This is a genomic window from Allomuricauda sp. CAU 1633 (genome assembly GCF_017313225.1).
GTDB lineage: Bacteria > Bacteroidota > Bacteroidia > Flavobacteriales > Flavobacteriaceae > Flagellimonas.
Map to the genome: position 1 here is coordinate 32,146 of NZ_JAFLNE010000002.1, position 18,350 is coordinate 50,495.

Consider the following 18,350-nt stretch of genomic DNA (forward strand, 5'->3'; position numbering starts at 1 on the left):
CTTTGTTTTAGAAGAACAAACCATAATGATGTTTAAGTTGAGGTAAATGTTTGTTAAAAAAAGTTCTTGCCGTTGGGCAATAACTTTTTTAATGTCCGCCCCGTTTTAAAAATACTCTTTCTAGGTAATCATACAATTGTTTTGTCCTTGCAATTGTAAAGGTAAGGTGGTGAGATGCCTTACTACCTTTTAAAAAAGACTTTCCATTAAGTTTTGTTTTTTGTACTAAGGATTATTTGAATTAGCTATCAAAACATTCTCCCACCTGCCTTTCTCAGTTGCAACTAACTCATAATTTACTAACAAAACTGTTAACTCTATGAAAGTAACAAAACTGTTTGGGACATTAGCTTTTCTGGTGTTGTTCATGACATCGGCATGGTCCCAAGAAAAAACAATTACAGGTACCATAGTTGACCAGGCCGGATTACCGCTCCCAGGGGTCAATATTGTGGTTGAAAACACCACCAATGGTACCCAATCTGACTTTGATGGCAACTATACCATTAGTGCCAACACAGGCCAGACACTTGTATTTACATATCTAGGACAAAGAACTGCAAGACGTACAGTTGGTGCGCAAAGTGTAATCAATGTTCAGATGGAGGAGGATGCCCAAGCTCTCGAAGAGGTCATTGTAACAGCCCTTGGTATCAAAAGGGAAAAGCAGGCCTTGGGGTATGCGGTGGCCGAAGTAAGCTCTGAACAATTGGAAAACAAAGCTGAGGGAGATCTTGGTCGTGTGCTCATGGGTAAGGCTTCAGGGGTAAACATTACAGCCCAAAGTGGTCTTTCTGGATCTGGTACTAACATTATTATTAGGGGCTATAACTCCTTTAGTCAGAGCAACCAACCTTTGTTTATTGTGGACGGGGTTCCCTTTAATGCTGATACCAACCCTTCTGGTCGGCAAGGCTCCAGACAAGATTTTATTAATGGGAACAATGGTTCCAGTAGGTTCTTGGACCTTGACCCGAACAGTATCGAGAGCGTGAACGTATTGAAAGGTCTTGCGGCCTCCACACTATATGGATCTTTGGGAAGGAACGGTGTGATATTGATCACTACCAAGGCTGGATCAGGGGGGGAAGGAGCCAAAAAGACGGAGATTACCGTGAACTCTTCCATATTCTTTAATAAAATAGCTTCCACTCCTGATTATCAAGACCAGTATGGAGGAGGTTTTGACCAATCTTTTGGATGGTTTTTTAGTAATTGGGGTCCCAGTTTCAATAGAGAAGGGGTTTCAGGCTGGGGCAATAGTGCAGCTTTTGATGCCAATGGTACGCTACCCCATCCCTACTCCACTTCTGCTGCAGGTCAACAGGCCTTCCCTGAATTTGCAGGGCAGCGTTATGAGTGGAGACCTTATGATAGTTTTGAAAATTTCTTCAAAACGGGCACAGTAGCCAATACATCCATAAACGTTAGTGGCGCATCCAATGATGGAAAGGTGTCATACAATGCCAACTATGGTTATCTAAAGGACAATGGATTTACCCCTGGAAATAGTCTTAATCGTAATAATATAAGTGTAGGAGGACGAGCGGAACTTAGCAATAAGTTTACAGCATCTGGAACGCTCAACTATGCTCGAACCAAGTTTATTTCTCCACCAGTTGCATTAAGTCAGGGTAATGGTGCAACAGGGGCCGGTTCTTCAGTATTTGGTGATCTTTTCTTTACACCAAGAAGTATTGATGTAGTCGGCTTGCCTTATCAGAGCCCTATTGACGGAAGAAGTATCTATTACCGCCAAGGGAATGATATACAACACCCGCTATGGACAGTGCACAATGCGCGTACCTCACAAGAAACCAATAGGGTGTTTGGTAACATGGCTTTGCAGTACCAGTTTAGTGATAATCTGAACTTGGTATATCGCGTGGGACTTGATGTGTATAGTGAAAACAATGTAAACTACCAGAATAAAGGAGGTATCAATGGAAATGTTCCCCAACCAAGATTGGCTAGCGGGATTTATGAAACTTGGAACAATACCAATACCATTTGGGATCACAACTTTGCATTAAATGGGGATTTTGATATTTCTGAAACGGTTGGAGCCACTTTTAATGTTGGGTTCAATGGAAGAAGGGAGCTTTTTGACCAAAGTGGTGTCTCTAGTGATGGTCAGCAGGTATTTGGGGTTTTGAGACACTTCAATTTCTTGAACCAGAATGAGATTCAAGGGTCAGCTGAGAGAAATGTAGTTGGTGCTTATGGACAAGTGGAAATGGACTATGAAAATTTCGTTTTTGTTACGCTGGCGGGTAGAAATGATTGGGTGTCCAATCTTGCCAAGGCCAATAGATCTTTGTTCTATCCAAGTGCAAGTTTATCCTTTGTTCCAACAACCGCTTTTGACGGTTTGAAGAGTGATGTACTGAACTACCTTAAGATAAGGGCAGGTTATGGAACATCGGCAGGTTTTCCCGATGGAAACTCTGATAACTACCCGGTTTCCAATCGCTTGATTTTGGACACACAGGATTTCCAAGATAATACCGGAACCAATATCGTTACCAACACCAGTCCCCTCACCTTGGGGAACCCAAATCTAAAACCCGAACAGGTAGCTGAAATAGAATTGGGGATAGAGTCCAGATGGTGGGATGGTAGAATTACTCTGGATGCTTCTGTCTATGAGCGTACCACCACTGACCTTATTGTTTCGCAACCACTGGATCCTTCCTCTGGATTTTACCAAACTAGTACAAATGTTGGGGAAATAAAAGGGCAGGGCATTGAGGTGGACCTTGGATTGAACTTCTTCAGAAGTAGCGAAGAAGGAGGTTTTAACTGGAACACCAATATTAATTTTTCTGCAACTGAGACCGAGGTTACAGATTTAGGTCAAGATACCGATCAAATAGTCTATTCTGGTTTTGGTAACCTAGGGAACGCAGCTATAGAAGGTCAGCCCTTGGGTGTCATCTATGGCACAAGAGTCCTTAGGGATAAAGATAGTGGTGAATTGGTTGTAAATACTATTGGGGATTATGTACAAGATCCACAAGATGGTGTTATTGGGGACCCTAATCCAGACTGGATAGCCAACCTTAATAATAGCATTTCAATCAAGAACTTTACCCTAGGTTTCCAATTTAACTACACACATGGTGGAGATATGTGGTCCAGTACCATATCCACACTCTTGGGTAGGGGTCTTATAACGGAAACTATAGATAGGGAAAACACTTATATATTACCAGGGATTCAACAGGAAGATGGAAGAGTGAATGATGTACAGATCAACAACTCAGATTACTTCTTCAATAATATTTTTGGCGGACCGTCTGAGTTACAGGTTTATGATGTTTCGATGATGAGGTTACAAGAAGTAAGTCTTGGATATAGCGTGCCAAAAAAGTTTTTAAAAGACACACCATTTGGTGCTCTATCTTTTACAGCCACCGGTTTCAACCTATGGTATAGTGCGTTCAACACTCCCAAGGGCGCCAATTTCGATCCCAATACATCCGGTACTGGAGTAGGTAATGGTTTTGGCTTTGAATTCTTGAATGGGCCTAGTTCAAAAAGATATGGCTTCAGTGTAAAAGCAACTTTTTAAGATGAAAATAGACATAAAAATGAAAAGAATAAATCAATATATAATATTGGCCTTTTTTACAGGCTTATTCATGTTGACTTCTTGTGAGTCTACTGAATTAGATCTTACCAATGACCCAAATTTTTTAACACCTGAGCAAGCGAGCCCGGACTTCTTTCTTGCCTCTTTGGAAGAAGATTTTGCCAGACAATTGGATGGGGATGCAAACGGAGATTCAGGGGATAATTATACGACCGGGGGTTTCCAAAACGGCGATGGCCTTTCTCCATTGGGTATGGAACTTACACGTATTATGCAGATGCGTAGTAGAAATTATGAAAGTACATATCAAGATAGTGATGTAGATGATGAATGGGACAATGCCTATAGAGGTATTATCAAGGATATACGTTTAATGACCCCATTGGCTGAAGAGGCGGGACTAACCCGACATATAGGCATTGCACAGTTCATAGAGGCCTATGTCATCTCATCATTGGTCGATTTCTTTGGAGATGTTCCTTATTCGGAGGCAGTTCAAGCACCGGATATTGTTAATCCCGTATTGGATACTGGAGAATCTGTTTATGTAGCAGCCCAATCCCTATTAGATCAGGCCATAGTAAACTTTACTAATACCACTGCGGCAAATCCATCATTGGAACTTTTTTACAATAATGATTACAGCAAATGGGTAAAAGCAGCCAACACCCTTAAGATGAAACTATATCTTCAGACAAGATTGGTGGATCCAGGGGCCTTAACTGCGTTTAATGCAATTGTGACATCAGGAAACTATATTACGGACTCGGTAGACGACCTAGATTGGAACTGGCCTGGAACCAGTGCAGCACAACCAGACAACAGACATCCTCGTTATGGATTGAACTATGTATCCAATGGAGCTTCGGATTATTGCTCTAATTGGCTAATGGGATTAATGCAAACAAATAACGACCCTAGGATTCGTTATTATTTCTACAGGCAAACTATTGCAGTGCCTGGGCAAGAGATTGCTCCTGATGAACAAACTCTACGCTGCTCACTCCAACCCTCACCTATCCACTATGTAAATGGAGGATTTACATTCTGTTCTTTGCCCAATGGATATTGGGGAAGAGATCATGGTGATGATGAAGGTACCCCTCCGGATGGGCCTAAACGTACTACATGGGGTGTCTACCCCGTGGGTGGACGCTTTGATGACAACTACTTTGAACCTGTGGCACAGCCAACAGATCCACTTTCATTTGGGGGAGGAGGTGCTGGTATAACCCCTATCCTTAATGCTTTTATGGTTGATTTTTGGCGTGCTGAAATGGCTTTGGTGCAAAGTGATGCCGCAACGGCGCGGACTTTTATGGAAGCGGGTATGACAAAGCAGATTGCAAAGGCACGTAGTTTTGTGTCCTTGGATCCAAATGCAGACCTCTCTTTTGAACCTACATTAATAGAGGTGGCCGACTTTATTACTGCCCAAGGAGATGCTTTTGAAAACGCATCTGGGAGCGATCAATGGAACATTTTGGCAGAGAACTATTTTGTCTGCCATTATGGTAATGGGATTGAGACGTACAATTTTTACCGAAGGACTGGTTTTCCAAATAGTTTACAGCCCAATAGAGAGGGTAGTCCGGGAACATTCCCAAGGATAATGTTTTACCCGAACCAAGCGGTGACTTCAAATGCCAATATAACACAAAGGTCAACCTTGTCGGAACAAGTTTTTTGGGACAACAACCCTTCGGGGCCAGCATTTCCGTTTTCGAACTAAGCAAATAAGAAATGACGAAACAAAAAATTAATATCATGAAAAAAATAAATTTATATATATCGTTTGCCACCTTAGCTTTGTTGATAGGGATATCCTCATGCAGTTCAGAAGACAAACTTGTAGACGAAGTACTGGCTAAAACAGAACGGGGATTGGTTTTGAGAACCGTTGCTGTTAATAATGCGACATTTGATTTCTTTGACTCCTCCTTATCTTGGAGTGTGACAGTAGAGGCTCAGGACTCTGAAAATGGAGGGCTTCTTTCAGCAGTGGAAGTTTATATGACCTTTATTGATGGGGCTACAGTTGGAACAGAGGCGTTAGTAAAAACCATTCCTGCTTCGGCTTTTTCAGAGGGCCCCTTTGGACTTCCAAGAGGGGAAATTTCTGCAACATTGGCTGAAGTGCTTACAGCACTTGGATTACAAAATGGTGACTATGACAGTTCAGATTCCTTCAACATAAGACTTGTGGCTGTTCTTACTGATGGAAGAGAGTTTACAAATAATGCTGCAGGTACAGTGGCGAACGGTTCATTCTTTAGTTCGCCATTCGCTTATTCGGCACAATTTTTCTGTTCATTGACTGATGCTTCAAATTTTGATGGTAACTATGTTGTAGTAGCAGATGCCTGGGCGGATTATGCTGAAGGGGATGCGATTCCTGTCGAGTTCGTTTCAGATTACACATTCCGAATTTTGTCTACAAATAATCCATTTATTGCAAATCCAGGGACTTCTTATATGGAGTTGACCATAGACCCAACGGATGGAAGTGTCACTGTAGCTTCAAACGAATGTTTTAATTATGGAGCAGGTTTCTGCCTTGATGTTACCGGAAGTGGGAGCGTGGGGACATGTACAGGAGACATAAATGTGGTTATTGATTTTGGAGGATTTACTGGTAATGCGTTCTCTCTCACAAAACCATAATTACTTTAAAAGCATAATAGAAAAAGCTCCTATTTGGGAGCTTTTTTGATTATGTTTATATCGATGCCTTCTGGTTATCAGCATTGGAACTGACTTGCCTAATTGCATTTTCCCTACCACAGAATATGTTGTAAAATCATCTATAATATCTTAAAAACCAGCCTAGAAAAAGACAATTACTGCGCATTATCCTGCACGAAACACAAAAGAATTCCGCAGAATATGGAGATTGCTGACAAATTTCCGATATTGCACCGCTTTTTAATGGGATATTAGCTCAGTTGGTTTAGAGCGCTGCCTTGACAGGGCAGAGGTCACTGGTTCGAATCCAGTATATCCCACTTTTTCTACTCGTATTTAGCAATCTGTTTTCTTAGTTTTTGGTTACTCCGCTCCAAACGCTCGTTTTGGTGCCGTAAACTGCCCAATGCCTTTTGGAGGGCTTGTAAGCTTTCTTGTTGTAGGCCAATGATTTGTTCTAGGTCAGATTTGGTGAATTCTTTTGCCATATCACATGTTGATTGTATTTAGAAGGAAACTATTTTTTATGAAAGTACAATAAATTATGGTTTAAAGGAAAATAAATTTTGTTTCAAGGAAAGAAATTTGCATCAAACCGCAAGTTAATTGAAGCAGAATGATTTTTAGTCTAATTATATTAGCACAACACGGCAATTTAATTGCACTATGCATAAAATAAATTACAACAGAATTAAAGCGGTTTTAGCGGAAAAAAATGTGGCATCCAAAGAATTAGCTAAACATCTTGATAGGACAGAGTCGACAGTTTCTAGATGGTGCACCAATGATGTGCAACCTTCGGTAGAGGTGTTATATCAAATCGCAAAATTTCTTGATGTGGATATCAGGGAACTTTTGGTCTCCACTAAATAAAGTTCAAACAAGTTATGAAGAAAGCTTCACAGCGGTATCGAACCATATTTGTCTCCCTAATGGTTTTATTATTTGGATGCACATCGGATTCAACCGAATCGGATGAGTATCAAATTATTTCCGAAGTCTTAAACCATTCTTTTGGACACCAAAAGGATGATTCAAACGGGTTGGGTTGGGTTGATTTATCAAAAACGTATAGTTCCCTTTTAGTGCTAAATCATACAAGATTAAGAGAATCTGATATTCAATTACTGAGCAATTATATAAGCTATAATAATTTGACTGATTTTTCCATAAAGGATTTCCAAGAATACAAGGAATGGGATATTGAAAAGATTATTGACTTCAATCGCTACGAATTGGAAATAATGACAGACCAATCGATTAGTAGTCCATACATTGGAATGGTACAAATTTCGTCAGTTGTTTTTAACATGAAATTGAACGAGGCATTGATTTATACATCCTTTTTATGTACGGGTAATGGAGATTGTGGAGCGGACATCGTCTATCATTTAAAGAAAGAAGAAAAATGGAAAATAGTTAAGGTCGAAACCTTATCTGTTTCATAACATAATATAATTCAAACAAACGATACGTTTACAGTAAATCCAACACCCGCTCTAAGGCCATTCCTCTGCTTCCCTTAATCAACACCATTCCTTTTTCTAATGGATTTTTTTGGATGTGTTCTTTTAAAGCATCAAAAGTGTCAAATTTGGCAAGTGATGTTTTTGTTCCAAAAAAGTTTTGCCCTACCAAAAAAACAGCATCGAATCCAAGTTCTTTCGCCAAATCAGCAATAGCTTGATGTTCTTCTGCGGCGGTTTGCCCCAATTCAAACATGTCACCAATAATGAGTGTCTTATTCGATGCTTCCATGGCATTGAAATTCTCCAAAGCAGCACGCATACTGGTGGGGTTGGCATTGTAAGCATCGAGAATAATCTGTAGTCCATTTTTTTGGATAATCTGTGAGCGGTTGTTTTGGGGTTGATAGTCTGCTAGGGCTGTTTTGATGTTATCCAGTGGAACATTAAAATATTTGCCCATCAAAATAGCGGCGCAGCAGTTGGGGAAATTATATTTTCCAATAAGTTGAGTCTCTATACGGATTCCTTCCACTTCAAGAACCACATACGGATTGGCTTCAATGAATTGGATATTATAGTACTGGTGGTCTTGTGTGCTAAACCCTATTTTTTTAATGTAAGCACCCAATTTTTCCAGCTGAATGGGGTCATCCGCATTCATGAATATGTGGTTGTTATGGGCCATAAGGTGGTCATACAATTCACTTTTCCCTTGAATAACCCCTTCCACACTGCCAAATCCTTCCAAATGAGCTTTTCCGAAATTGGTGATGTAACCAAAATCGGGCTGGGCCATGTTGCACAGAAATGCAATTTCCTTTTTATGGTTGGCCCCCATTTCAACAATGGCAATCTCCGTGTCTTTTTCTATGGACAACAAAGTCAGCGGAACACCAATATGGTTGTTCAGGTTGCCTTTGGTGGCAATGGTCTTGTACTTTTTGGAGAGTGCGGCATTGATCAACTCTTTGGTAGTGGTTTTTCCATTGCTGCCTGTAAGGGCAATGATTTGGGCCTTGCTCTGTTTTCTATGGTACAGTGCCAGTTCTTGAAGAGTTTCCAAAACATTCTGGCACAGGATATATTGTCCTGAGGCATTGTATTCTTCCTCATCAATTATGGCATAGGCAGCACCTTTATCCAAAGCATCCTTTGCAAACTCATTTGCGTTGAAGTTGGGGCCCTTTAAGGCAAAAAAGAGACAGTTATCCGTGATTTTTCGCGTATCTGTGCAGATGGTGGGATGCGCTAAAAAAAGCGCATGAAGCTGTTCCATGGTCATAAATCGAAGATAAAAAAAAGCCCCGACCAAACGTCGGGGCTTATAAAAATTTGTGAGATAAATTTATCTTGCTTTTTTATGTCTAACCGTTTTGTTGTTGGTTTTGGATTTTGATCCAACCCTAGACATGGCACATCTGAATCCAATATCGTCCGTAGCCATATATTGTGGCAGATATCTACGTTGTGCTGGGTCTAGCCAGAAAGCTCGGTCTCTCCATGAACCACCTTTGTATACTCTAACTTCATCATTGATCAACGAAGTTCTGTAGTTGGAGGTGTCATATTGACGAATTAAGCTACCAGTGGAATCACGCTCAACCTTGTGTTTTGGAGAATCGTACATTTTTCGGTTGTCCTCTTCATCATTGAACCTGCTAAAGAATCTCGAAGAACCTGGATCACCGTCTCTATATCCACGGTTGTCACTTTGGTCAAAATTTGTTCTTAAATAGGTTTCTTGGTCTGTAATCGGAACTTCTTTGATTTCACCTGGAAGGTTAACAGCAACTATTTTTCCGTTAGGCAAAGTGTCATACACAATTTTATCTTCCAAAATCTCAACTTTCCCATCTTCTCCAATGGCTTTTTTCATAAAAACGTTACCACGATAGTAGTTGAAGTCGCTGATTTCATCATCCACAATAGGTCGGTATACATCAGCTACCCATTCGCTAACGTTTCCAGCCATATCGTACAGTCCAAAATCGTTGGGTTTGTACGATTTAACTTGGGCGGTAATATCGGCACCATCATCAGACCAACCTGCGATTCCGCCATAATCGCCCTTACCTTGCTTAAAGTTGGCCAACTGGTCTCCACGACCTACACGTTGTCCATTTCGGGTGTAATCCCCTTCCCAAGGGTATTTTTTTCTACCTCTATAGTTGTTATATTCCCTTGTTCCAACAAGAGCTTGGGCGGCATATTCCCATTCAGTTTCCGTTGGGAGTCTATATTCTGGCATAATAACACCACTGCTTCGTTTGGCAAAGGTGTTGATGGAATCACGTTTTTGTTTTCCTTGTAAGGAGTCGATTTCACCACCATATACAGACTCTGGATTGTTCAAATAGGCCTCCGTACTGAAAGTGCCACTAGCTTCACCGTTAACTACCCTGTATTTGGCATCTTCAGCTAAGTAGCCTTCTCTTTCCAACATTAATTCGTTTACTCTATCAGTTCTCCACTCGGCATACTGACTGGCTTGTACCCAGTTTACACCAACCACGGGGTATTCAGCATAAGCCGGATGCCTAAGGTAGTTGTTGGTCATGGTCTCGTTAAAACCCAACCGGTTTCTCCAAACCAAGGTGTCTGGTAAAGCCCCTGTGTATATGTTGGCATAGGTAGGGTTTTCTGGAGGATATACCTCTTTTAGGTAATCCAAGTACTCCAAATACATAACATTGGTTACCTCGGTTTCATCCATGTAGAACGATTGTACGTGCTGTTGGGTTGGTGTGTTGTTCCAGTCGTGCATAATGTCATCTTGGACCTTACCTTTGGTAAAGGTTCCTCCTTCAACAAACACGGTTCCGGGAGGGGTTTCCTGCTCCTTAAAATCTGAATTATATTGGAATCCACCTTCTTTGGCATTAATTTTCCATCCCGTGGCTCTAGAGACGTTTTTGGATGATGAAGATGATGAGTTTTTACAACTCGAAAAGCTTCCCACTACAATGGCGCAAGAAAGTACAACTTTGATAAAGTGCTTTTTCATAATTTGGGCTTGAGTACTTTATACTTAAGGCTTTATGCCCTCAGTAACTTCAATTTGTTTTGATTTTTTAAATCCTTCAATGGCATTAAAACGATGTTTTGGCCATAATATTTTGTGCTCGCAAAATATTTGCATCAATGTCGTGATCAACATTTGCTACACTTCTGTAACGCATCAAGGTTTAAAATAGTATGGATGGCCTTTGTTTTAACGATTATATATATGATTAGAACGGAAAAAAAGGTTTTTATTCATACATTATTTTGTCATTTGTCTAAAATTTGTTCAAAAAAACGGCACCTTACTATAAGAATTTGCCCAAAAGCCCGTTTACATGTAAACGTCTATGACAGTTTTTAAACCTAGAACTTTACTATTCACTAAATACACTAATACGTTAAAATGAAAAAGTTACTCATATTGGTAGTGTTCCTTACCGTGGTTACCCGGTTGAGCGCACAGCAAGAAAGAGCTATTACAACTGCCGTTCCTTTTTTGACCATTTCTGCAGATGCCAGGGCCTCTGGTATGGGGGATATGGGCGTGGCCACCTCTTTTGATGCCTACTCGCAACAATGGAACCCCGCCAAGTATGCATTTGCAACCCAAAAAATGGGAGTGGGAGTAAGTTATACCCCCTATTTGGAAACCATTGTCAATGATGTTTCGCTGCTGAACGCCAATTTTTATAACAAGCTCAACGACCGGAGCGCTTTCGCCTTTGGTCTTCGCTATTTTGGTTTGGGTGAAATAGAATTGCGCCAGACCATTGATGAGGATGCAACACTTGTTAAACCCAATGAATTTGCTATAGATGGGTCGTACTCCCTAAAATTGAGCCAAACTTTTTCCATGGCTGTAGGAGGACGGTTTATAAGCTCCAATCTAAGATTTCAGGATGGAACGCAGGATTCCCAAGCCGCAAATGCCTTTGCAGTTGATATAGCCGGATTTTTCCGTTCCAGAGAAATTGCATATAACAATTTTGATGGCCGTTGGAGAGCTGGTTTTAATATTTCAAATATTGGAGGTTCCTTGCAATACGATGAAGGAGGACAAGAAAACTTTTTGCCCACCAACTTAAAATTTGGTGGAGGCTTCGACTTTATCTTTGATCAGGATAACGTTTTGGCAATCAATACCGAGTTCAACAAATTATTGGTGCCTACCCCAAGGGATTTTACAGGAGACGGGATTATAGGGCCAGAGGATAATGACGAATACCAAAGCATAAGCTTCTTTAAAGGAATGTTTGAGTCCTTTGGAGATGCACCAGATGGTTTCAGTGAAGAACTAAAAGAAATTACTTGGGCCGTTGGTGCCGAATATAGATTTAGGGAGGCCTTTATGCTTCGCAGTGGATATTTTAATGAAAGCGAAGAAAAAGGGTCACGTAAGTTCTTTACCCTAGGAGCTGGTTTTATGTTTAAATCAGCACAAATAGACCTTTCGTATTTGTTCTCCACCTCGCAGGTAAAGAACCCATTGGAAAACACATTGCGTTTTTCACTTACCTTTAATTTTGGTGAGGAGTTCTATAACGACTAAAGAAGCGTAAAATAGTATTGATGAAAGCCTGTCCACCGACAGGCTTTTCTTATTTTTGGGAAAGACCCAAGTGATATGGAAAAAAAACAGATTGGTTTTGAGCTTTCCATCTACCAAGATGTGAGTGAGCTTTCACAAAGTGAGCAAAAATTGTTACATGCCGCTGAACAAGCCCAGAAAAATGCCTACGCTCCCTATTCCAATTTTCAGGTAGGTGCTGCCGTTTTACTGGAAAATGGAGAGATTATTATTGGGAGTAACCAAGAAAATGCGTCCTATCCTTCCGGTCTCTGCGCGGAACGCGTAGCAGTATTTCAAGCTGGGGCAAGATACCCCGGGGTTGCCCTTAAAATGTTGGCGGTCACTGCTAGCTCAAGACATCATCTGGTTGATTCACCTGCCGCACCTTGTGGCAATTGCAGGCAGTCCATTATGGAATATGAACAGAATCAAAAATCACCCATTGTTATCTTGCTCAAGGCGGAAAAAGGGCCCATATATAAATGTAATTCCATGGCTGATATTTTACCCTTGGCTTTCAATAGTTCATTTTTGGGGGATTCTTAAACCAATTCTTTTTCCAAAACAGATATATATGTATTTTTGCTCTCCCCAGAAGAGGGGAATTTCACATAATAACATCGTTGATGAAAAAAATCACCAAAGAAGTTTACCTTAAATGGTATGAGGACATGCTGTTCTGGAGAAAGTTCGAGGACAAATTGGCCGCAGTATATATTCAACAAAAAGTTAGGGGCTTCCTACATTTGTACAATGGTCAGGAAGCAGTTTTGGCAGGCGCGCTGCATGCCATGGACCTTACCAAGGACCGAATGATAACCGCGTATCGAAACCACGTACAGCCTATTGGAATGGGTGTGGATCCCAGACGTGTTATGGCCGAGCTTTTTGGAAAGGTTACGGGAACCTCTAAGGGTATGGGGGGCTCCATGCACATTTTTTCCAAAGAACATCGCTTTTATGGTGGTCATGGAATTGTGGGGGGACAGATTCCGTTGGGAGCTGGACTTGCCTTTGCCGATAAATATTTTAAAAGGGATTCAGTGACGCTTTGTTATATGGGAGATGGCGCTGTACGCCAAGGTTCCTTGCACGAAGCGTTTAACTTGGCCATGTTGTGGCAATTGCCTGTAGTGTTCATTTGTGAAAACAATGGCTACGCCATGGGAACTTCGGTAGCCCGTACAGCGCATACCACAGATATCTGGAAATTGGGATTGGGCTATGAAATGCCTTGCGGACCGGTGGATGGTATGGATCCAGCCATTGTGGCCAAAGAAATGGACAAAGCCATTGAACGTGCCAGAACAGGAGGAGGTCCAACATTCTTGGAGATGAAAACCTATAGATATAGAGGGCATTCTATGAGTGATGCACAACATTACCGAACCAAAGAAGAAGTGGAGGAGTACAAAAAGATTGACCCCATTACCCAAGTAAAAGATATTATTCTGGAAAAAGGATATGCTTCTGAGGAAGACTTAAAGAAGATTGATAAAGGCGTGAAGGATTTGGTAAGCGAATGCGAAAAATTTGCAGAGGAATCAGATTTTCCGCCAAAAGAGCAATTGTACGATACTGTATACGAACAAGAAGACTATCCATTTTTACAACATAAATTATAAGTAGATGGCAGAAGTAATCAACATGCCGAGATTGAGCGACACCATGGAAGAAGGTACCGTGGCAAAATGGCTCAAAAAAGTAGGTGATAAAGTGGAAGAAGGCGATATTTTGGCCGAAATCGAAACCGACAAGGCTACCATGGAGTTTGAATCCTTCCATGAGGGAACCCTTCTTCATATAGGAATACAGGAAGGAGACGGCGCTCCGGTTGATTCACTTTTAGCCATTATTGGTGATGAAGGAGAGGATATTTCTGCCTTGCTCAATGGAGGAGGTGCAACCGAATCCAAAGAAGAAACTGCTGAGGCTCCCGCAACCAAAGCTGAGGAAAGTGCTGCTGAACCTGCAGGTGCACCTGCTGAAATTCCTGATGGGGTTGAAGTCATTACCATGCCCCGTTTGAGTGACACCATGGAAGAAGGAACCGTGGCCAGTTGGTTGAAAAAAGTGGGTGATGAAGTGGAAGAAGGCGATATTTTGGCCGAAATCGAAACAGATAAGGCCACGATGGAGTTTGAATCTTTTTACTCTGGTAAATTATTGCATATTGGAATCCAAGAAGGCGAAGGTGCCCCAGTGGATTCCCTTTTGGCCATCATTGGTCCGGAAGGAACCGATGTGGATGCGGTATTAAAGGCACAAGCTGGTGGAGGTTCTGCTCCAAGTACCCCAAAAGAAGAAGTGGCACCAAAAGCTGAATCCAAATCAGAAGAACCGGTTCAGACGGAAACTACCGCTTCCCAAGATGGAAATCGCATTTTTGTATCACCATTGGCCAAAAAAATAGCCGAGGAAAAAGGAATCAACCTATCAAATGTTAAAGGTTCTGGCGATAACGGAAGAATCGTAAAACGGGATGTTGAAAACTATCAACCATCACAAACTGCTGCCGCTCCGGCTACCGAAAAAGCATCGGAAGCTGCTGCTGCTCCAATTGCTCCAATAAGCTTGCCGGTAGGCGAAGAAAGTGTTGAAGAGGTGAAAAACTCTTCCATGCGGAAAGCCATCACAAAGCATTTGAGTGCCTCCAAGTTTACAGCACCACATTTCTATCTGACCATAGAAGTGGATATGGACAATGCAAAGGCATCAAGAGCACAGATCAACAATTTGCCCGATACCAAGGTATCTTTCAACGATATGGTATTGAAGGCTTGCGCCATGGCCTTAAAAAAACATCCGCAGGTAAATACCACTTGGACGGACGATGCCACTATCTTTAAGCACCACATCCACATGGGTGTTGCTGTTGCCGTTGATGAAGGTTTAGTGGTTCCAGTCATTAAATTTGCCGACAATCTTTCATTGACGCAGTTGGGTGCTGCGGTCAAAGATTTGGCAGGTAGGGCACGAACCAAAAAAATAAAGCCCGATGAAATGGAAGGGAGCACCTTTACTGTTTCCAATCTGGGAATGTTTGGCATTCAAGAGTTTACCTCCATTATCAACAAGCCTAATTCGGCAATCCTATCCGTTGGAGCCATTGTGGAAAAACCAGTGGTTAAAAATGGTGAGATTGTTGTTGGCAATACCATGAAAGTAACCTTGGCCTGTGACCACAGGACTGTGGATGGTGCGGTGGGCGCTCAATTCCTCCAGACACTAAGAGCCTATTTGGAAAACCCAGTGACCATGTTGGCATAATAAATAACTGTCCCTTGAGCAGAGTCGAAAAGGGACGGTTTGACATCATATTAATTAGAAGCATCCTTTTAGGATGCTTTTTTTATCTTTAGAAAATTCAAAAAACGAAAAGATGAAACTGTTCTTACATGCATTTGCTCTGATATTTCTGATGACCTGTGGCTCCACTAAAATGGTTCAGACTCCTTCACAAGGAGGAGATCAGAGTGTAACGGTCAATACTGCAAAAAGTGATGATGACACCTTTACCAATGGGGAGCGTATAGGTGAAATTATGAACTATCTAGCTTCAGACGATCTAAAGGGTCGCGATTCTGGAAGTGAAGGCATTGAAATGGCGGCCCAATACATTGAAAATCACTTTAAATCCTACGGTGTAAAGCCCTATTTCGATTCGTATCGGGATACGATTACCAATTATAAGGACCCTTCCTATAATATTGTGGGGATTGTTGAAGGGAACGACCCGGTTTTAAAGAATGAATACATTGTAATTGGAGCGCATTACGACCATATTGGCACCATTGCTCCCGAAAATGGGGATTATATAGCCAATGGGGCCAATGATAATGCATCCGGAACCACTTCGGTCATGGAAATGGCACGATACTTCGGCACCCATAAGACCAATAAGCGAAGTTTAATTTTTGCGCTTTTCACTGCGGAAGAAAAAGGATTGTTGGGTTCTGAGCACTTGGCCAAAAGATTAAAAGAACAGAACCTGAATTTATATACCATGCTCAATTTTGAAATGACAGGCGTACCCTTGCAGGGTAAGGATTACTTTGTGTATATCACAGGGTATGAGCGCTCCAATTTGGCTGAAGTGTGCAACAAATATGCTGATGAAAACTTAGTAGGTTTCTTACCAACGGCAAAAGAGTACAATTTGTACCAACGTTCGGACAATTATGCCTTTCACAAGGAATTTGGAGTACCATCCCATACGTTTTGCACCTTCGATTTTACCAATTTTGGGCACTACCATAAAGTGGGAGATGAGGTTGACCTTATGGATTTTGGGCACATGGCTACCTTGGTGAACAAGGTATTACCCGTTATCGAAGGGATCGCCAATGGCCCTGAAAATGAAATCAAGTTGAACTAAGTTCAAAAAGCCTTCTCGCCCCCTTCTGGGGATGAGTGAGGTCCTGAAAATCAATGTTTGGATTTTTCGTGTCTATTCGTGAAATTCGTGTCGAATGGAATATGGGTGAACTTTGGACAATGAATTCACCACTTTGCTAGAATGACAAAATGAGCTAGATATGGCAAACATTATCATCACGGGAACAAGCCGGGGAATTGGTTTTGAGTTGGTGCGCCTTTTTGCCCAAGAGGGGCATAATGTGCTCGCCTTATCTAGAAATACCCAACCCATTGCTGATTTAGACCTACCCAATGTTCATGCCTTACCATTTGATTTGGCCAACCCAGTGGATTTTGAAAAAGTAACGGACTTTCTGGAGCAGGAACAGTGGCACATCGTAGATGTGCTCATCAACAATGCAGGACGTTTGCTCAATAAGCCTTTTTCAGAAACAACCACTGAAGAATTTGAAGCGGTTTACAAAGTAAATGTGTTTGGTGTCGCTGAATTAATCAAAACTGTTTTACCACAGATGGGTCAAGGAGGGCATGTGGTTACCATTAGTTCCATGGGTGGGGTGCAGGGCAGCGTAAAGTTTCCAGGACTCTCAGCTTACAGTTCTAGCAAAGGAGCCGTAATTACCTTAACAGAACTATTGGCTGAGGAACATAAAGAAACCGGCCCCAGTTTTAATGTATTGGCGTTGGGCGCCGTACAGACCGAAATGTTGGGAGAAGCTTTTCCAGGCTACCAAGCACCTGTTACTGCTTTGGAAATGGCCACCTATATCAAGGAATTTGCCTTAACAGGACAAAAACTCTATAATGGGAAATTGTTGCAAGTGAGCAATAGTACCCCCTAAATATTCTAGCAAATTTTATTTTTTCGATGGGTTGGAATGATATTCATTGCCGTCGATGTCGATATAAACAGTTTCATTATTGGGCAATTCTGCTTTGGCCAGAAAAAAATCAAAATCAGAAATGTGTTTGTATTTGGGTTGAACGCATGTGTGCCCCAACAAGCCGTATAAATCGTTGATTTTAGTTTTAAGCGGGCGACAATAATTTACGAAGCTTATGGAATCATATGTTGTATTTGGGTTTTCCAATGTAAAATATTTGCCCTTTTTCTCAAGTATCAACATTTTTGGACTTACTCCATTTACAGCAGAACAAAATGAGTCCTCAATATATAGATTGTCTTCTCCGTTTATAAAATAAACCTTGTCCGCCATGCTTTTGGGTATTTCCTCCAATGTAGAGGTGGTTGTTGTTACTTCTGGATGCGCAGTGTGGAACTCTTCTAGTTCCTTAATAACAAATTTTTTCCGGGTTGGCTCAACGGACCGTCTATACCGACTATAAATCCCACAGCCATCAATAGTTTCTGTAATGTCATCCAGAACATTGAGGTCTTGATCCAAATAAAACATATTGTTTTCATTGTCAAGTATTTGAAAATAGTGAACGATGATTCGGGCAAAATTCAAGTTCTCAAACCTTTTGCCATTTTCTTTGTGACTAATGCGGTATGCATTACTATCTTTTTCAATAGCAACATATGAATCATAATATTGAACAATGGAAGTCTGTGCATCCAATAAGTAACTGAAACTTCCGAATACGATAAAAAGTACGAGTTTTTGCATGGGACGATTGTTTTATT

The 18,350-nt window shown here is 41.3% G+C and carries 15 protein-coding genes and 1 tRNA gene; 12 read left to right on the plus strand and 4 right to left on the minus strand.

Annotated features, from left to right (window positions below; genetic code table 11):
• Positions 1-319: 319 nt before the first annotated feature.
• From J0X14_RS05030 to J0X14_RS05045, 4 genes are all read left to right on the plus strand, one after another.
• Positions 320-3,574 (plus strand): SusC/RagA family TonB-linked outer membrane protein, encoded by a 3,255-nt coding sequence (locus J0X14_RS05030; RefSeq protein ID WP_207096691.1) that lies wholly within the window; start codon positions 320-322, stop codon positions 3,572-3,574.
• Between the two features lie 19 nt (positions 3,575-3,593).
• A complete protein-coding gene (locus J0X14_RS05035) occupies positions 3,594-5,327 on the plus strand; it encodes a SusD/RagB family nutrient-binding outer membrane lipoprotein (protein ID WP_207096692.1) in 1,734 nt (577 codons plus the stop codon).
• A 35-nt stretch (positions 5,328-5,362) separates the two neighbouring features.
• Entirely contained in the window at positions 5,363-6,259 is an 897-nt protein-coding gene (locus J0X14_RS05040; protein WP_207096693.1) for a hypothetical protein, read from the plus strand.
• A 266-nt stretch (positions 6,260-6,525) separates the two neighbouring features.
• Positions 6,526-6,600 (plus strand) — tRNA-Val (locus J0X14_RS05045).
• 6 nt (positions 6,601-6,606) lie between these two features.
• Here J0X14_RS05045 and J0X14_RS05050 read toward each other — a convergent pair.
• Positions 6,607-6,768, minus strand: a complete 162-nt coding sequence (locus J0X14_RS05050) for a hypothetical protein (protein WP_207096694.1) — start codon at positions 6,766-6,768, stop codon at positions 6,607-6,609.
• A gap of 178 nt (positions 6,769-6,946) precedes the next feature.
• On the opposite strand from J0X14_RS05050, the gene J0X14_RS05055 reads away from it, so the two are divergent.
• Together J0X14_RS05055 and J0X14_RS05060 are read left to right on the plus strand one after the other, a co-directional pair.
• Positions 6,947-7,153, plus strand: coding sequence for a helix-turn-helix transcriptional regulator (locus J0X14_RS05055; protein ID WP_207096695.1), 207 nt, complete (start codon positions 6,947-6,949; stop codon positions 7,151-7,153).
• A 14-nt stretch (positions 7,154-7,167) separates the two neighbouring features.
• On the plus strand, positions 7,168-7,728 hold the full coding sequence (locus J0X14_RS05060) for a hypothetical protein (protein WP_207096696.1): 561 nt from the start codon (positions 7,168-7,170) through the stop codon (positions 7,726-7,728).
• A 28-nt stretch (positions 7,729-7,756) separates the two neighbouring features.
• On the opposite strand, the gene J0X14_RS05065 is transcribed toward J0X14_RS05060, so the two are convergent.
• Entirely contained in the window at positions 7,757-9,031 is a 1,275-nt protein-coding gene (locus J0X14_RS05065) for a UDP-N-acetylmuramoyl-tripeptide--D-alanyl-D-alanine ligase (protein ID WP_207096697.1), read from the minus strand.
• 63 nt (positions 9,032-9,094) lie between these two features.
• Positions 9,095-10,753, minus strand: coding sequence for a gliding motility lipoprotein GldJ (gldJ, locus tag J0X14_RS05070; RefSeq protein WP_207096698.1), 1,659 nt, complete (start codon positions 10,751-10,753; stop codon positions 9,095-9,097).
• Between the two features lie 402 nt (positions 10,754-11,155).
• Between gldJ and porV the strand changes: the two genes are divergently transcribed.
• From porV to J0X14_RS05100, 6 genes are all read left to right on the plus strand, one after another.
• Entirely contained in the window at positions 11,156-12,301 is a 1,146-nt protein-coding gene (gene porV, locus J0X14_RS05075) for a type IX secretion system outer membrane channel protein PorV (protein ID WP_207096699.1), read from the plus strand.
• 75 nt (positions 12,302-12,376) lie between these two features.
• Positions 12,377-12,868 (plus strand): cytidine deaminase, encoded by a 492-nt coding sequence (gene cdd / locus J0X14_RS05080; RefSeq protein WP_207096700.1) that lies wholly within the window; start codon positions 12,377-12,379, stop codon positions 12,866-12,868.
• A gap of 80 nt (positions 12,869-12,948) precedes the next feature.
• Complete coding sequence (pdhA, locus tag J0X14_RS05085) at positions 12,949-13,947, plus strand: pyruvate dehydrogenase (acetyl-transferring) E1 component subunit alpha (RefSeq protein WP_207096701.1); 999 nt, start codon at positions 12,949-12,951, stop codon at positions 13,945-13,947.
• Positions 13,948-13,951: 4 nt separating this feature from the next.
• Complete coding sequence (locus J0X14_RS05090) at positions 13,952-15,592, plus strand: pyruvate dehydrogenase complex dihydrolipoamide acetyltransferase (protein ID WP_207096702.1); 1,641 nt, start codon at positions 13,952-13,954, stop codon at positions 15,590-15,592.
• 112 nt (positions 15,593-15,704) lie between these two features.
• A complete protein-coding gene (locus J0X14_RS05095) occupies positions 15,705-16,700 on the plus strand; it encodes a M28 family metallopeptidase (RefSeq protein WP_207096703.1) in 996 nt (331 codons plus the stop codon).
• Positions 16,701-16,860: 160 nt separating this feature from the next.
• Positions 16,861-17,544, plus strand: a complete 684-nt coding sequence (locus J0X14_RS05100) for an SDR family NAD(P)-dependent oxidoreductase (RefSeq protein WP_207096704.1) — start codon at positions 16,861-16,863, stop codon at positions 17,542-17,544.
• Positions 17,545-17,559: 15 nt separating this feature from the next.
• On the opposite strand, the gene J0X14_RS05105 is transcribed toward J0X14_RS05100, so the two are convergent.
• Positions 17,560-18,333 (minus strand): hypothetical protein, encoded by a 774-nt coding sequence (locus tag J0X14_RS05105; RefSeq protein WP_207096705.1) that lies wholly within the window; start codon positions 18,331-18,333, stop codon positions 17,560-17,562.
• Between the last annotated feature and the right edge of the window lie 17 nt (positions 18,334-18,350).

What these genes read in the sequence shown, in the direction of transcription:
- J0X14_RS05030 (WP_207096691.1), top strand. Translation starts at nt 320, where the DNA reads ATGAAAGTAACAAAACTGTTTGGGACATTAGCTTTTCTGGTGTTGTTC.
- J0X14_RS05035 (WP_207096692.1), top strand. Translation starts at nt 3,594, where the DNA reads ATGAAAAGAATAAATCAATATATAATATTGGCCTTTTTTACAGGCTTA.
- J0X14_RS05040 (WP_207096693.1), top strand. Translation starts at nt 5,363, where the DNA reads ATGAAAAAAATAAATTTATATATATCGTTTGCCACCTTAGCTTTGTTG.
- J0X14_RS05050 (WP_207096694.1), bottom strand. Translation starts at nt 6,768, where the DNA reads ATGGCAAAAGAATTCACCAAATCTGACCTAGAACAAATCATTGGCCTA.
- J0X14_RS05055 (WP_207096695.1), top strand. Translation starts at nt 6,947, where the DNA reads ATGCATAAAATAAATTACAACAGAATTAAAGCGGTTTTAGCGGAAAAA.
- J0X14_RS05060 (WP_207096696.1), top strand. Translation starts at nt 7,168, where the DNA reads ATGAAGAAAGCTTCACAGCGGTATCGAACCATATTTGTCTCCCTAATG.
- J0X14_RS05065 (WP_207096697.1), bottom strand. Translation starts at nt 9,031, where the DNA reads ATGACCATGGAACAGCTTCATGCGCTTTTTTTAGCGCATCCCACCATC.
- gldJ (WP_207096698.1), bottom strand. Translation starts at nt 10,753, where the DNA reads ATGAAAAAGCACTTTATCAAAGTTGTACTTTCTTGCGCCATTGTAGTG.
- porV (WP_207096699.1), top strand. Translation starts at nt 11,156, where the DNA reads ATGAAAAAGTTACTCATATTGGTAGTGTTCCTTACCGTGGTTACCCGG.
- cdd (WP_207096700.1), top strand. Translation starts at nt 12,377, where the DNA reads ATGGAAAAAAAACAGATTGGTTTTGAGCTTTCCATCTACCAAGATGTG.
- pdhA (WP_207096701.1), top strand. Translation starts at nt 12,949, where the DNA reads ATGAAAAAAATCACCAAAGAAGTTTACCTTAAATGGTATGAGGACATG.
- J0X14_RS05090 (WP_207096702.1), top strand. Translation starts at nt 13,952, where the DNA reads ATGGCAGAAGTAATCAACATGCCGAGATTGAGCGACACCATGGAAGAA.
- J0X14_RS05095 (WP_207096703.1), top strand. Translation starts at nt 15,705, where the DNA reads ATGAAACTGTTCTTACATGCATTTGCTCTGATATTTCTGATGACCTGT.
- J0X14_RS05100 (WP_207096704.1), top strand. Translation starts at nt 16,861, where the DNA reads ATGGCAAACATTATCATCACGGGAACAAGCCGGGGAATTGGTTTTGAG.
- J0X14_RS05105 (WP_207096705.1), bottom strand. Translation starts at nt 18,333, where the DNA reads ATGCAAAAACTCGTACTTTTTATCGTATTCGGAAGTTTCAGTTACTTA.